The organism is Acinetobacter bohemicus ANC 3994, from assembly GCF_000367925.1.
Taxonomy (GTDB): domain Bacteria; phylum Pseudomonadota; class Gammaproteobacteria; order Pseudomonadales; family Moraxellaceae; genus Acinetobacter; species Acinetobacter bohemicus.
Genome location: NZ_KB849165.1, coordinates 67,846 through 82,207 on the forward strand (window position 1 = coordinate 67,846; position 14,362 = coordinate 82,207).

Genomic DNA, 14,362 nt, shown 5'->3' on the forward strand with positions numbered 1-14,362 from the left:
GGTGGTGTTTAAAAAAGTATGCTGACATTAAATGAAGCCATTATTGATATAAAAGAAGGTTAAGTCGAAGGCTTTAAAATGGTTTTCAAGCTTTTTCGAAAAATTACAGCTTTTTCTAAAGCCACGCCTAATTCGATGCCTTATTTTACAATTATTGCCTTCAATACCCACAGTAAAAAACTTACCAATACTTTGCTTGCAGTTTTTAAAAGCAGTGATGAAACTGTCCCAATGATCACTTGCAATTCGAGTGTAGTGAACACCTAATTGTTTAAGCTTTGCCTTCAGCAGTTGGACTGTAGCTAAATCTCTTTTACCCCAAACATAAGCAATAATCTCACCTGTTTCTCGATGGTAGGCGTAAATAAGCCATTGTTTATTATTTTTATTTCCTACAAAAGTCCAGAATTCATCCACTTCGATAGATTCGTAATAACTTTGTTTAGGCTGAATTTGATATGTTGATTCACTTAAAGTGCGTAAAACTTTACCGATACTGATACGCTCAACTTCAGCAATATCTCGTATACCGTTGCCTCTGACCATTAACTGTAATATTTTACGAGTAATACCTGAATTACACCCTTGATAGCTGAGTGCATGGTCACCAATAAACTGACGTTTACAGTCTTTGCACTGATAGTTTTGTTTCCCATCTACCTTGATGCCATTTTTCTTTATACTCTCACTGAGGCAGGTTGGACATTTGATTTCTAGAGTTATTCGCATTTCCCTATTTTATCAAAATCTAACCTGCTTTTTTTCAGCATACTTTTTGAAACACCACCAAATTCTGTATCTTGAATTAATTTCTTAGCTGGAACTAATTCATAACCACCACACTCTCCAGTATTATGTACCCATAAACCCTGTTCACCAACAAAATAGCTATGATGGTCTTCGACTTCAAAATTATAAACAGCTCTGCATATTGTTGGAATATTTAATATCTGCCCCCCTACATTGGCCATAACATTCTCATAATTCTCTCTAAAGTCTCTAATTATTAAAGAATGATCTGAATAGTTTGCATGACAATAGTTACCAACAAAATAATCCCTTTTATTTTTTTTACCTCCTTTTATATCACCCCCTACGATATTATAACCTTCTTCATCAAAGTATATTATTGTATCAAATAGCTTATTATCATCCATATTAGCAGCATTAACAAAGCCATAATCACGATTAACATCTTGTACAGGTGCAATACTTACAACTTCATAACCTACTTCATCGCCATTCTTTGGACTAGATACAATCACCTGATCATATATTTTTAAATCTCTTGCAGCTTGCCAACTACCACTTCGAGCATTAATTTGATCAATATCACTTTCACTATCCCACCCCTCAATAAACACACTATTTTCTACATAGATAGGATGTCCTCCTGTTAAATAAATCATTTCATATATATCATGACAAATATCATCCTCATCTTCTGGATAAATACGTTTGCGAATAACTAGCTCATAAATTTCTTCTGATTCAGCCTTAAAGGTACTAATTACTCGTTTATACTCACGAATTGACCCATTTCCTTGCTCAGGGCTAGATAAAACCATATCGCCAACCTGAATATTTTGGATTGGTACAAGCCCCTTATCAGTATGAACTAATGTTCCTGCAACGAAACATCCAACATAAGTTGTTTCTTTCGCAAGTAAGTCTCCATCAAATGCATCATCAATCATTTTTTTATTGAGTGCATCACCACTATAGCCTTGTTGTGCTAATTCCGCTTCTTTGTAACGATAATCCCAAAGTGGTTTATTTAATTCTAAATTGGTAAATACTTTTATATCCCCAATAGACTGACGTGCAGCATTGACAAAAGCATTACGTACATTGACAGCAATATGTGCTAAATCCTCAGAAGATAGTGAAGGATTAGCCTTTTTAATTTTATCTACTATTGCTTTCATTTCTGCAGATTGACTTACTAACCACTGTGTTACATCTTTTGATAGCATCGTTTGTGTTTTAGGAATTTCTATTTCTTTCCCTGAAATTGTGTTTAGTCCCGGCATTTGATGGATCGGATCAATCTTAAAAAGTTCAGGTTCATTTGTCCATTGTTTACAGATGAATTCGTAGGGAGTCAGGCCCCTGAGTGTTTTGAGTCTGCGACCGAAGTTGTATGCAGCAATAAAATCAGCAAGGTGAGTACATAGCTGAGTGTGATCATCGTAATGAAACCGTTTGACAGTAGCTTCTTTAATCGTTCGGTTCATCCGTTCGACTTGTCCATTGGTCCATGGGTGCTTGACCTTGGTAAGACGATGTTCAATGCCACATTCAGTACAAACCCGATCAAAGATGTGCTCAGATGCGTAGCGATCACATGTGCGGTTTGTGAACTGGATGCCGTTATCTGTCAGCACCGTATGGATTCTATAGGGTACAGCCTTAACTAAATTGCGCAGGAACTGCGCGGCTGCCATCTTACCGGCTTTAGTATGCAACTCAGTGAATGCGAACTTGGAAGTTCGATCAATGGCAACGAAGAGATAAAGCTTGCCCTGTGCTGTTTGCATCTCAGCGATGTCGATATGAAAGTAACCGATGGGGTAGCTCTTGAAGCGCTTCCTGACAGGGCGATCACCTTGTACCTCAGGCAGTCGTGAAATACCATGCCGCTGCAAGCAGCGGTGTAAGGACGAGCGTGTCAAATAAGGAATACTTGGCTGTAATGCATAAAGACAATCGTCTAGCGGCAACAAAGTGCGTTTTCGAAAAGCAACAATTGCCGCCTCATCTTCAGGCGATAACACGCTTGAGCAAGGATTCTTTGGCCCGGTTGTAAGATCATCTACTGAAGTGCGTTTCTTCCATTTTGCGACGGTCTTTTGATTGATGCCGTAACGCTTGGCTAGCGCTCTTAAGCTTTCTTGACTATTTTGTATTGCTCGACGCACTGCCTGTGTCGTTGTGGCGCTGCTGTGTAAAACTTGTCCCATAGAGCTTCCTTCCATTTATCTAAGAATATTGCACCATTAAAATCTGGGACTAAACAGGTAATGATCAGCGCTGTGGCAGGTAGTAGCTGATGCTGTGCCTGAACAAAATGAATTAGTTTCTTAATTTCGCTGTTACGGTTGAAAGCATGGTATCGCACCCTCCAGCCCTGTGCTTTTAGTTCTTTGGCAAAGTGACGCATTGCACTAAAAATCAGGGCGATTTTTTGAGGATGATGCGCCACATATGTACTTTCTTCGAGTACTTCTGCCATTAAAATTACATCTTCTGAACGGTCTAAATATTTTAGTGTTGCCAGCTGATGATGAAGTTGATCACCTAAAATTAAACCAAAATGCATAAGAGACTGAACATGAGGTGGATATAAAGTGTAGTTTAAAAGTACTTATATCAATTTTTTGTGAAGATAGATGCCGAAAACACCAATGTATCTATAACATTCTGTTTATTCATACAGATGCTTTTAAAAATGATTATTATTAGTGCATTAATAATACTATATGACAATTCTGGAAGGATAAGGCCGTATCAAAGCTAGATCCGCTTTGTTGTAGGTGATGCATAACTTATGTGAAAATTTTGTGATTTTAATCAAAAAGATACAAATTATTATGGTTGAAATTACATTGTGAACCGCATAAAATTTTTTTGTAAATTTACTCTATGCACGCTTCCTTAGTTTGTCCCATACCCCTGTATGGGATTTTTTTTAATCAAGGTGTTTTTAATGATTGATCTCTCGATAGCTTATATTTTTAGGCAACAACAGCTTTTAGTTGACCAAGATTTTGAATTGCCTCGAGTAGAAAAATTTCAAAATGATTTAAGTCTCTATTCAGATAGTGAAGTAATTGCACGGGATCTTGATGAAAATGAACCTATTCCTCAAGGTTATCAACTTGTTCCAATTCGCCAATTATTGCAATTTTGGAATAAGCAACAATTTGAGCAAGCGAGTCGTGCAATTCAACTGTTAGAATGGCGTCGTAATCATCAGTTTTGTAGTCATTGTGGGCATCAAACCATTCAACATGCGACTCAATATGCTATGTTTTGTTCTGCCTGTGGGTATAATCAATACCCTAGAGTAAATCCCTGTGTAATTACAATAATCACCCGTGGCACAGATGAAATTCTACTGGCAAAAAATGCCCGAAATAAAACACAAATGTACAGTTTAATTGCTGGTTTTGTTGAGGTTGGAGAAACGTTAGAAGAAGCAGTACGTCGTGAAACGCTCGAAGAAGTGGGTATACAACTTAAAAATATTCAGTACATGGCAAGCCAACCATGGCCTTTTCCAAGTAATTTAATGCTTGCATTTAAAGCCGAATATCAAGCTGGTGAAATTAAAATCCAAGAAAAAGAACTCAGTGATGCTCAATTTTTCAAATTTGACCAGTTGCCTGAGATTCCCTTTAAAGGAAGTATTGCTTATTCCATGATTATGCATGTAATTCATGGTAGTCGGATCGCAGATGACACTAAAGAGTGGCTTTAATGTATGAACTTTTTAAATTCTAACAGTTGATTTAAATCAATTAATTTAAGTTGATGAGTAACCGGGTAATTTGACGGGTGGAAAGACTCAGGATTTCAGCAGCACGGACTTGGGTAATACGATGATCTCGAACGTCTTGCAGTACAGCAAGACGTTGTATTTCTTTATCAGACATAGTGATCAGCATCTATATTTTATATCCAGTCCATGGTGATAAAAACCATCATAAACTAGACATTTTTATTGGTTAGAATATAGACACTTTAAATGGGTTCTAACATGCTGATTTCGTATAATATTGATTATGTTAAATATTGCGTACCTGAAAGGGGCCGTTTTCTTGTAGCTTTTTAACGGTAGCATAATGCACAATTGCTACAGTAAAATGTTAGCATAATTAATTTCTTTTACTAAGAAAAATTTAATAAATCGCGGATTTAAATCATAAATTCCGTACATTTATTAAGAAGCTTTCTTTGAATTATTAATTATTTGAAATATTTTATGCATCAGCACTGTTGTAAATAGGAAGATAAGCTGTAATTTTCTATGTTAATTAAGTTTAAATTCCAACCCTCTCATTTTCCCACTAGCTCAGGTTATAATAATGGCCTCCCAAAATATGATTGATCTATTATGAACACCCCCAATGACCCTTTACACGGCAAAAAACTTGCTGACATTTTGGATGAATTATTGGATTACTACGGTGGCTTTGAAGGCTTAAATCGTAAAATTGAAATTAGATGTTTTTGCATAGATCCAAGTGTTAAATCATCATTGCGATTCTTACGTACCACACCATGGGCACGTGAAAAAGTAGAAAGCTTATATTTGTATGTCTTACGCCAAAAAGCTAAACAGAAATCGTAGCTATCAAAACCCTAGCCTCAGCATAATATTTTATGCCAAATAGTAAACTACACTTATTGAATAGCCACCGATTTTGTAGACATCTTTTAATTAGTGGTGGACTGCCACCACTTTCCTAGACAAATTTAGTTTATTCTTAAGACCTTTTTAGTAGGAAAATATGTATTCATAGCTAGGTTCATGAACCAAATATTTTATAAGTTATCACTTTAGTGCTCTAAGTAATTAAATTTATTGTTTATTAAATATAAATTTAATTGTGAACTAGATTCTAGGTGAACATAAGTTAAATTATTCAGAACAAATATGAAAGTCCTGTTTTTCTACGTATTGTAAGTAAAGCCCATTTTCTTTGACTGCATTTAAATTACGCTTATAAGATAGTTTATATAAGTTGCGGAATTCCATTTTAAATCTACTTTCAAATGCAAAAACTTCCTTTTATGGCATTTAAGGTTTACAGCATAAAAGGAAGCACTAAATAAAAAAAATTGAGGCTCAAGCTTTGAGCCTCAATGTACCAAACTTAGATTTGTAGCTCTTTTAACTTCAGCATATTTAGCGCGACATCAATAATCATATCTTCTTGTCCACCGACCATACGTCTTTTGCCAAGCTCCACTAAAATATCAAAAGCAGACAAACCATATTTTTCTGCGGCGGTTTCAGTATGACGTAAGAAGCTTGAATATACGCCTGCATAACCCAGTGCTAGGGTTTCACGGTCAACACGCACTGGTCTTTCTTGTAATGGACGAACAATATCTTCAGCCGCATCAATCAAACATTTAACGTCACAACCATGCTTTAGTCCCATACGCTCAACTGCTGCAATAAATACTTCAAGCGGCGCATTACCTGCCCCTGCCCCCATTCCCGTTAAACTGGCATCGATTCGATTACAACCATGTTCTAATGCGACAATACTATTTGCCACACCTAAGCTTAAGTTATGATGAGCATGCATACCTGTTTCTGTAGCTGGATCAAGTAGATCTTTCATGGCTTTAAAACGCTCAGCAATATCATACATATTCATAGCACCGCCAGAATCGACTACATAAATACATTGTGCGCCATAACTTTCCATCAGTTTTCCTTGCTGCGCCAAACCTTCAGGTGTATTCATGTGACTCATCATTAGGAAGCCCACTGTATCCATCCCGAGTGATCGAGCATATTCAATATGCTGTTTTGATACATCGGCTTCTGTACAATGGGTTGCCACGCGTACTACACGCGCTCCAGCATCATAAGCGGCTTTTAGGTCATGCACCGTACCAATACCTGGCAATAAAAGCGTCGCCACTTTGGCATTTTTCACTTCGCTGGCTACTGCTTCAATCCACTCTAAATCGGTATGTGCTCCAAAACCATAGTTGAAGCTTGAACCTTGTAAACCATCGCCATGAGCAACTTCAATACTGTCTACGCCCGCTTCATCCAAAGCACGAGCAATCTGACGCACTTGATCGAGTGAATATTGGTGACGAATCGCATGCATACCATCACGTAAAGTCACATCTGACACATAGATTTTTCTTTCTTGATCAAACATTTCGATTCTCCTTACGCAATTTTTTGAGTCAGATGGGTTTCAGCAAACCGTTCTGCGGCAGCTAAAGCAGCACTGGTCATGATATCTAGGTTGCCTGCATAAGCCGGTAGATAATGCGCAGCACCTTCTACTTCCAGAAAAACGGATACTTTTAAGCCCGGTAATTTGCCTAAACCTGGGATATTTAAAGGTCGATCTACATTAAATTCTTCAAATTGCACTTCTTGTTTTAAACGATAACCCGGTACATACGCCTGTACTGCATCCGCCATCTCTTTTACTGATTGTCGGATGGCTTCTTGGTCTGCGCCCACTTCAGCAAGGCAATATACGGTGTCACGCATGATCAGTGGCGGCTCTGCCGGATTCATAATGATAATCGCTTTACCTTTTTCTGCCCCACCTACCTCTTCAATGGCTTTAGAGGTAGTTTCAGTGAATTCATCAATATTGGCACGTGTGCCGGGACCAGCAGACTTACTTGCAATAGAAGCAATAATTTCTGCGTAATGAACTTTGGCAACCCGCGATACCGCATGCACCATAGGAATAGTCGCTTGTCCACCACAAGTCACCATATTGATATTTGGTGCATTCATGTGTTCATCTAGGTTGACCACTGGAATAACATAAGGACCAATCGCAGCAGGAGTTAAGTCAATGACTTGTATACCATATTGCTGTAGCACAGCATTATGATGCTGATGTGCCCCTGCTGAAGTCGCATCAAATACTATCTTAATCTCTTTAAAATTGGGTAGTTTGAGTAAACCTTCAATACTTTCCGCAGTGGTTTCAAAACCAAAACGCGCGGCACGTGCTAAACCATCTGAATTGGGATCGACACCAACCATTGCACCCATTTCCAGAAATTGAGAATTACGCATGATTTTAATCATCAGGTCAGTACCAATATTGCCCGAACCGATAATTGCACATTTAATTTTTGACATTATTTTTCCTTTTTGCAGATTATTGCGCAAATACTGCTGTTACTGGGTCAAACCCCTCAATTTCAACGACAAATTCATCACCGGGATTTGCAACCACCATTGGTCCTAATGCTCCAGTCAAAATGATGTCACCCGCCAATAATGGACGACCACGAAGCATCATTTCATCTGCCAGCCATACCGCAGCATTTAATGGGTTGGCTAAACAAGCTTTACCAACACCTTGTGATACGACTTCGTTGTCTCGGGTCATGCGCATTTTGCAGTTCACTAAATCAAGATTTTCCAGTTGGACTGGACGTGAACCCAACACAAAAGCAGCAGATGAAGCATTGTCCGCAACGGTATCAATCAGTGATATCTTCCAGTTTTCAATACGGCTATCTACAATTTCAATTGCCGCCAACGCATAATCCGTCGCACTAATGATGTCAGCAAAAGTATGTTTTACTTTGTTTAAATCGTGCTTAATCACTAAAGCAATTTCTGCTTCAATTTTGGGTTGAATCAGTAGATTTGCCGGAATTTCTTCACCATCACCAAAAGCCATATCTGCAAACAACATCCCGAAATCTGGTTGGTCAACCCCTAATTGGGTTTGCACCACTTTGGATGTCAAACCGATTTTCCGACCAACCAGACGTCGACCTTGTGCAAGTGCATTCTGAGTGTTTGTTTCTTGTACTGCGTATGCAGCATCTACATCCGCTTGATCTCCGCCAAGTTGGGTACGAATAGGTGGTATTGCACGTCGTGAAATTTCCGCTTGTTTTAATGCCAGAGCGACTGTTTCAATGTTTTGATTTGACATGTGATAAAATCCTTACATCTGATATTGATTCCATAGTGCAAAATTCAAAAAACTTAAATCGAGAGATGAAGAGGCTCTGCGCTTAATTGATGCCATTAAACGTGTTGTCTAAATTTTTAATTTTTATCTTGTAGGTAAAGTACTTAAGTACAATGCCTACAAGACTATGTATTGGATCTGAATAGATTTTTAGTCGGTAATACTCACATTTTTACCGCTTTTGAGTTCTGCCATACGGTCATTTAACTCACCATCAACATAGTACAGTTCGGTATAGCAGCCTAACTGTTCACGCGTATCAAAATAAGCCCAACGACAGTTACCGAAAGGCCCTTCAAAAAAACCGGCCATGGCTTTTTTAATACCTAAATCTTGATAATGCTTTTCTGCGAGAGCATATTCATCTGCATCTTTTTGACGAAAACCAATATGATGCGGCCCCTTGCCTTTTTCATCCAACCAATCTTTATACACACTGCGCCCACCATCATGGCGTGCCAGTTCAATTAAGGTTTCGCCTGCAAAACCATAAGCACAGCTAAACTGAAAATCACCGGGTTCACCAAAATATTCTTTTTCGGTTTGGCTTTGAGATAAACCTTCAGCAACATTCCATACTTCTACGCCATTGGTTTGAGTAAAAAAATCCATCGCTTGCTGTAAGTCTTCAACGACAAAGCAAATTTGGTCAAAACGTTTACTTAAAATACTGTTAATTGAATTTTGCATATTTATTCCAATCCTATTATACGTTTTCCAAAATACGGAAGCTAATGGCCTGAGCTGGGCAAGCACCCACTAATTCGTGGATTTCATCTTCCCGTGAAAAATCAACCAAATGTTGTTTTAAGGTTGCGACTTGACTGCCTTGTGGTATTTCAAAAATATCTTCAGACATCAAACACATACCATAACCTTGACATTGTTTTGTGTCTAAAATTACTTCAATTTTTTTATCGCTCATGCGCTTTCATCCTTTAAATACGGGTGTCATCAATGACTAAAAACTTATAAAAATACGCCTAAGTTCGGAGTTCTTAAGACAGCATCAGTCAAAATGGCTTTACGCTTCAGTAAACGTATCCCTTCTGCTGTAATTTTTAAGGTATCTACGCGACGGTAAGGAATAATATCACCCGCTTCATCATGTCCACGTTGCCGGTACATGATTGAGGCACTATGCACAGTGACTACATCCGCTTGTTCAGTTGCTTCAATCATGATGCTGCCAATCAGTCTTAAAGTACGAGATGGTGGAACTTCAGCCCAAGCCTGTCCTGTTGCTAAGCGATCAATACGAGTTTTGATGTGGGCTTTTTTATCCAAGATACGATAAGCATCGCCCGGGAATTCATCTTTATAATTATTCATACCAATACGTAACGGCACTTCATAGACAATTTCATCATCTAACAAAGCAAACCATTCATCGAAGCGGCGTTCATCTAGTAGCAAGGCTTCATTGGATAAAAAATGGTGAATCTGTTCACGAGAAGCGTAATCCATTAGGCAACTCCTTTTTCTGGTTCTGCATTTAATTCAGCTTGTACTTCTGGGTCAGCACTGCACTTCACTGCAACTTTTTTACCATCACGCATTTCTTTCAACCAACGTCGCCAAAATTCAATTTGACAATATTCGCCATAAATTGATGGATGGAATTCACCGGGACCCGTCCAACTTGGATCTTTACCCGTTTGTTTTTGGCTATAGTGCAAATTCACTTGCTCTTTACGTAACCATGGGCTTTGTGCACCTTTGGCAATGCCTTCCCAAACAGCAGTATCATCCGCTTCAAAAATCCCACCTGAACCAAAGGCATACTGACCAGCCGCATAAGCTTTTTCAGCATATTCATCAGGGACGAAAGCAAATTCAAACTCATAGTTCCAAAGCTCCATCACCCCAGGTGATACAGGTTGCCACATACGAATATTGGTAAATGGAATTGGCATTTCACCCGGTGCTGGCGGATGCGGTAAACGCATATAACTAAAATTTGGGAAAATCGTACCAATAGTAGGAGGCACATCACGAATCATTTTAATTTGTGTTTCATCAAGGTGACTTAAATCAAACTGTGCCTGAATCTCTGGTGGATAACCCCAATTTGGTAAAGGCACACCAATCATTTCAGATAAATTGTGTCCAATAAAACTGTTGCCATGACCAAAATCATAACCAGATGCATGGGTACTCACTTGATTCACACTTGGAATAAAACCGGCACCTGCAGCTGACATATGGGCTGTACTCACATGGTAGGCATCACCACAGAAGTTTTCTGCACCACTTTTCCAGTCTGCTTTGACTTGAAAACGTTCTGGTTCTTTGAGTAATTTGACACCATCTGGATGAATACCGAAAATCGCATCAAGTGCCCACAAAGAGTCACCTAAATATTCACGTAGCGGTGGAACATCTGCATTTAGGCTCGCAAAAATAAAGCCATAAATGCTTTCAACTTTAGCCGCACGCAGTAAGCCCCATTCTTTGGCATCAAGTTTGCCGCCATATGCATCTTTCATATGCGGGGCACCCATCCAATCGCCATTATTTTTATAAACCCAACCATGATATGGGCATTTGAAACTAGATGCATTACCACGATCGGTATGACACACTTCCGTACCACGATGACGACAATGATTGAGTAAGACATTAATTTTGTCTTCACTGTCACGCGTCACAATGACTTTATCTAAACCTAAGCGACGTAGAACAAAATCCCCTTTATTAGGAATTTCAGTTTCATGTGCAACGAAAATCCAGTTACGGGTATAAATGCGTTCCATTTCGGCACGAAACACCGCTTCATCATTAAAAATATCAATTGGGAGAAAACCTTGATTGATACTTTCTTCTACTCGGTCACATAAGTGATCGACATATTCTTCATCGGTTCCTGATGACACTTGAATATACTTAAACATGTGGAAATCTCCTCCATAAGAGCATTTGTATTTGGCGCTATAGGTGTGACCTAGCTGTAATACAAGTGAGCCTCCTATCTAACCTGTATTTACGCCAACACACTTATGTGGCTATTTTTCCTTATCTTCCTTTAAGAAGATTAGCTTGCTTTTTTCACAGGACCATTAAATGGGGCCCAATTTTTATCTTTAAATTCAAGTAAATAAGCTTGTGCATTATCTTCATGCAGTGGCAATTCACGTGGTACCCAATTTTCATCGAGTTGATCCATATCTGCGTCATATTCAAAACGGCAGCCTAATGGGCCATCAAAATACCAAAACCAGTTTGAACCCAAGCCGTGACGACCAGGTCCCCAGAAACTTTGATGCCCTAATTTTTGAAAACGGTTGCCAGCAAGCATTAATTCACTTGGACCGGCCAAGTGAAATGAAATATGTTCTACACCTTTAATATGAGCAGGTGCTTGAATTAAAAATAATGAATGATGATCTGTGGTGCCACCTGCACGCAAGAAAGGGCCTCCACCTAAACGGTCACTAACACGAAAGCCTAAACGATCGACATAAAATTTTTCAGCTTGCGCCACATCTGGTACAAATACAGCCAAATGGGCTATGGTACGTGGGTAAATTTCAGCATCTTGATTGACGCCTAATTCATTGTAAGATCGTTGATGCGGTGCACCGGGTGCATTAATTTTTTCTACAGGCAGATTTAACTCACGGCGTTTTGAAATTTGAAAACCAATTCTGATTTCAGAGTCATCATGACTTTCTAAAGCGCCATCAGCCAGTACAAGTACTTGACGATCTTTGCTTAATTCTGCATGCACAGCATCTAAAGCCGCTTGGTCTTTTACTGCATAAATCATTTTACGAAGCTGGCTGATGGAGTCTGACTTTTGCGGCAAACTTTCATCTTCAGTCGCTGCAATATAAATTCCCGATCCATCTAAAGTTTCAAAGTAGTGACCTGACTCTTCAGTCAGGGCTTCTTTTAAACCAAAGTCTTTTACAAATTTAATGGAAGCAGCTAAATCATTTGCTCCAAAAATCAGTTTTTCTACACCTAGAATATTCATATCCATACTCCTGTGAATCCATCCTCGGATTGCACTATCCTATATTTTTGTTCTATTCCATGATTAAAATAGAGCTTCGCTTCTTCCCAAACCTACTATTCGATGTTCACCATTGTGTAGGCAACCAAACTAATCCGAATAGTAGGAATACCGCTAATTGACTATTGACTTAGCCTGTGAGCAATCCGTCCCAGCACATGTACTTTATTTCAAGAAATTCATCGATACCATAATGTGAGCCTTCACGACCTAAACCGCTTTGTTTTACCCCACCAAATGGTGCAATTTCATTAGAAATCAGTCCGGTATTAATACCAATCATGCCTGCCTCTAAAGCTTCAGCTGTGTTCCAGATGCGGGCTGCATTTTGGCTATATAAATAAGCAGCTAAGCCAAAATCAGTATTATTCGCTTGAAAAATCACCTCACCATCATCTTTAAAACGAATTAAAGGTGCTATAGGTCCAAAGGTTTCTTCTTGGGTAATAGCCATTTCAGCAGTTACATTCGCCAATACTGTCGGTTGAAAGAAGAATCCACCTAAGTCGCTACGTTGACCGCCACAAAGGACAGTTGCACCATGTTGAACAGCATCAGCAATGTGTGATTCGACTTTTTCAACTGCATTTAAGTCAATTAAAGGACCTTGCTCTATACCTTCATCTAAACCATTACCAACCTTTAAGGTTGCAACTTTTGCAGCTAAACGTTTTGAAAACTCATCATAAATGCCATCTTGTACATAAATACGATTGGCACTGATACACGCTTGACCTGTATTACGGAATTTAGATGCCATGACACCGTCAACGGCGCGTTCTAAATCTGCATCATCAAACACAATAGAAGGTGCATTGCCGCCCAATTCCATTGAACATTTCTTAATGGTTAATGCAGATTGCTCAAGTAAAGTACGTCCAACCTCTGTTGAACCTGTAAATGTGATTTTACGAATAAGTGGGTGTGAGGTTAAAATCCCACCAATAATTCGTGTGTCATTTCCTGTAAGTACACTGAACACACCATCAGGTACACCTGCACGGCGGGCAAGTTCAGCCAAAGCCAGTGCTGTTAATGGCGTTTGACTGGCTGGTTTAACCACCATCGTACATCCCGCAGCTAAAGCAGGACCTGCTTTACGGGTAATCATCGCTGCTGGAAAATTCCACGGTGTAATGGCTGCACAGACACCAATCGGTTGTTTCAAAACGACGATGCGCTGACCATCTTTGGGTGCAGGCAATACATCACCACGGATTCGTTTTGCTTCTTCAGCAAACCATTGTAAAAATGAAGATGCATAATCCATTTCACCACGTGCTTCAGACAAAGGTTTGCCTTCTTCCAACGTAATTAAGGTGGCTAAATCTTCTTTGTGCTCTACCACCAACTGATACCAACGATGAATAATTTCATAACGCTGTTTAGCTGTGGTTTTGCGCCATTTTTCAAATGCTGCTTGTGCAGATTGAATCGCTAGTTCAGTTTCTTCTTCCTTGCAACGTGGAAGTTCAACTAGAACTTCACCCGTCGCTGGATTTTTGAGGCTGTATTTACCATGAGTGGTTTCATTCAACCACTGCCCATTTATGAATGCACCAGTACGCCACAATGTTTTCTCTTTTAAAAGATTTTCTGGATTTGGACTTGCAAAACTATTCATAAT

At 39.1% G+C, this 14,362-nt stretch carries 13 protein-coding genes and 3 pseudogenes; 2 read left to right on the forward strand and 14 right to left on the reverse strand.

From position 1 onward, the window contains the following. Positions 1 to 27: 27 nt before the first annotated feature. The 4 genes and pseudogenes from F994_RS05910 to F994_RS05920 all read right to left on the reverse strand — a co-directional run. Complete coding sequence (locus F994_RS05910) at positions 28 to 729, reverse strand: IS1 family transposase (RefSeq protein ID WP_004649235.1); 702 nt, start codon at positions 727 to 729, stop codon at positions 28 to 30. Beyond that, positions 720 to 2,033, reverse strand: a complete 1,314-nt coding sequence (locus F994_RS17995) for a Hint domain-containing protein (RefSeq protein WP_322740052.1) — start codon at positions 2,031 to 2,033, stop codon at positions 720 to 722. The genes F994_RS05910 and F994_RS17995 overlap by 10 nt, the downstream gene beginning before the upstream one ends. After that, positions 2,019 to 2,963: pseudogene (locus F994_RS17580) on the reverse strand (IS481 family transposase); the annotation flags it as partial. The pseudogene F994_RS17580 and the gene F994_RS17995, both read right to left, overlap by 15 nt. Before the next feature lie 56 nt (positions 2,964 to 3,019). Further along, a pseudogene (locus tag F994_RS05920) lies at positions 3,020 to 3,322 on the reverse strand (cryptochrome/photolyase family protein); the annotation flags it as partial. Positions 3,323 to 3,709: 387 nt separating this feature from the next. Here F994_RS05920 and nudC point away from each other — a divergent pair. Then, a complete protein-coding gene (gene nudC / locus F994_RS05925; protein WP_004649276.1) occupies positions 3,710 to 4,483 on the forward strand; it encodes an NAD(+) diphosphatase in 774 nt (257 codons plus the stop codon). A 43-nt stretch (positions 4,484 to 4,526) separates the two neighbouring features. On the opposite strand, the pseudogene F994_RS17380 reads toward nudC, so the two are convergent. Then, positions 4,527 to 4,670, reverse strand: a pseudogene (locus F994_RS17380) (ISNCY family transposase); the annotation flags it as partial. A 449-nt stretch (positions 4,671 to 5,119) separates the two neighbouring features. Between F994_RS17380 and F994_RS05935 the strand changes: the two are divergent. Further along, positions 5,120 to 5,356, forward strand: a complete 237-nt coding sequence (locus tag F994_RS05935) for a VF530 family protein (RefSeq protein WP_004649279.1) — start codon at positions 5,120 to 5,122, stop codon at positions 5,354 to 5,356. 526 nt (positions 5,357 to 5,882) lie between these two features. Here F994_RS05935 and dmpG read toward each other — a convergent pair. From dmpG to F994_RS05980, 9 genes are all read right to left on the reverse strand, one after another. Continuing rightward, a complete protein-coding gene (dmpG, locus tag F994_RS05940) occupies positions 5,883 to 6,914 on the reverse strand; it encodes a 4-hydroxy-2-oxovalerate aldolase (protein ID WP_004649280.1) in 1,032 nt (343 codons plus the stop codon). Between the two features lie 11 nt (positions 6,915 to 6,925). Beyond that, positions 6,926 to 7,867, reverse strand: a complete 942-nt coding sequence (locus F994_RS05945) for an acetaldehyde dehydrogenase (acetylating) (RefSeq protein WP_004649281.1) — start codon at positions 7,865 to 7,867, stop codon at positions 6,926 to 6,928. 19 nt (positions 7,868 to 7,886) lie between these two features. Beyond that, positions 7,887 to 8,678: a fumarylacetoacetate hydrolase family protein gene (locus F994_RS05950; RefSeq protein WP_004649282.1), complete on the reverse strand. Its 792-nt coding sequence runs from the start codon at positions 8,676 to 8,678 to the stop codon at positions 7,887 to 7,889. Positions 8,679 to 8,867: 189 nt separating this feature from the next. Next, a complete protein-coding gene (locus F994_RS05955; protein ID WP_004649283.1) occupies positions 8,868 to 9,407 on the reverse strand; it encodes a VOC family protein in 540 nt (179 codons plus the stop codon). Positions 9,408 to 9,423: 16 nt separating this feature from the next. Next, a complete protein-coding gene (locus F994_RS05960; RefSeq protein WP_004649284.1) occupies positions 9,424 to 9,642 on the reverse strand; it encodes a ferredoxin in 219 nt (72 codons plus the stop codon). Positions 9,643 to 9,686: 44 nt separating this feature from the next. Further along, positions 9,687 to 10,184: an aromatic-ring-hydroxylating dioxygenase subunit beta gene (locus F994_RS05965; protein WP_004649285.1), complete on the reverse strand. Its 498-nt coding sequence runs from the start codon at positions 10,182 to 10,184 to the stop codon at positions 9,687 to 9,689. After that, positions 10,184 to 11,611: an aromatic ring-hydroxylating oxygenase subunit alpha gene (locus F994_RS05970; RefSeq protein ID WP_004649286.1), complete on the reverse strand. Its 1,428-nt coding sequence runs from the start codon at positions 11,609 to 11,611 to the stop codon at positions 10,184 to 10,186. Before F994_RS05970 ends, F994_RS05965 begins: the two co-directional genes overlap by 1 nt. 140 nt (positions 11,612 to 11,751) lie before the next feature. Then, positions 11,752 to 12,696: a VOC family protein gene (locus F994_RS05975; RefSeq protein WP_004649287.1), complete on the reverse strand. Its 945-nt coding sequence runs from the start codon at positions 12,694 to 12,696 to the stop codon at positions 11,752 to 11,754. A 169-nt stretch (positions 12,697 to 12,865) separates the two neighbouring features. Further along, positions 12,866 to 14,359: an NAD-dependent succinate-semialdehyde dehydrogenase gene (locus F994_RS05980; RefSeq protein ID WP_004649288.1), complete on the reverse strand. Its 1,494-nt coding sequence runs from the start codon at positions 14,357 to 14,359 to the stop codon at positions 12,866 to 12,868. Between the last annotated feature and the right edge of the window lie 3 nt (positions 14,360 to 14,362).

What these genes read in the sequence shown, in the direction of transcription:
- F994_RS05910 (WP_004649235.1), bottom strand. Translation starts at nt 729, where the DNA reads ATGCGAATAACTCTAGAAATCAAATGTCCAACCTGCCTCAGTGAGAGT.
- F994_RS17995 (WP_322740052.1), bottom strand. Translation starts at nt 2,033, where the DNA reads ATGCCGGGACTAAACACAATTTCAGGGAAAGAAATAGAAATTCCTAAA.
- nudC (WP_004649276.1), top strand. Translation starts at nt 3,710, where the DNA reads ATGATTGATCTCTCGATAGCTTATATTTTTAGGCAACAACAGCTTTTA.
- F994_RS05935 (WP_004649279.1), top strand. Translation starts at nt 5,120, where the DNA reads ATGAACACCCCCAATGACCCTTTACACGGCAAAAAACTTGCTGACATT.
- dmpG (WP_004649280.1), bottom strand. Translation starts at nt 6,914, where the DNA reads ATGTTTGATCAAGAAAGAAAAATCTATGTGTCAGATGTGACTTTACGT.
- F994_RS05945 (WP_004649281.1), bottom strand. Translation starts at nt 7,867, where the DNA reads ATGTCAAAAATTAAATGTGCAATTATCGGTTCGGGCAATATTGGTACT.
- F994_RS05950 (WP_004649282.1), bottom strand. Translation starts at nt 8,678, where the DNA reads ATGTCAAATCAAAACATTGAAACAGTCGCTCTGGCATTAAAACAAGCG.
- F994_RS05955 (WP_004649283.1), bottom strand. Translation starts at nt 9,407, where the DNA reads ATGCAAAATTCAATTAACAGTATTTTAAGTAAACGTTTTGACCAAATT.
- F994_RS05960 (WP_004649284.1), bottom strand. Translation starts at nt 9,642, where the DNA reads ATGAGCGATAAAAAAATTGAAGTAATTTTAGACACAAAACAATGTCAA.
- F994_RS05965 (WP_004649285.1), bottom strand. Translation starts at nt 10,184, where the DNA reads ATGGATTACGCTTCTCGTGAACAGATTCACCATTTTTTATCCAATGAA.
- F994_RS05970 (WP_004649286.1), bottom strand. Translation starts at nt 11,611, where the DNA reads ATGTTTAAGTATATTCAAGTGTCATCAGGAACCGATGAAGAATATGTC.
- F994_RS05975 (WP_004649287.1), bottom strand. Translation starts at nt 12,696, where the DNA reads ATGAATATTCTAGGTGTAGAAAAACTGATTTTTGGAGCAAATGATTTA.
- F994_RS05980 (WP_004649288.1), bottom strand. Translation starts at nt 14,359, where the DNA reads ATGAATAGTTTTGCAAGTCCAAATCCAGAAAATCTTTTAAAAGAGAAA.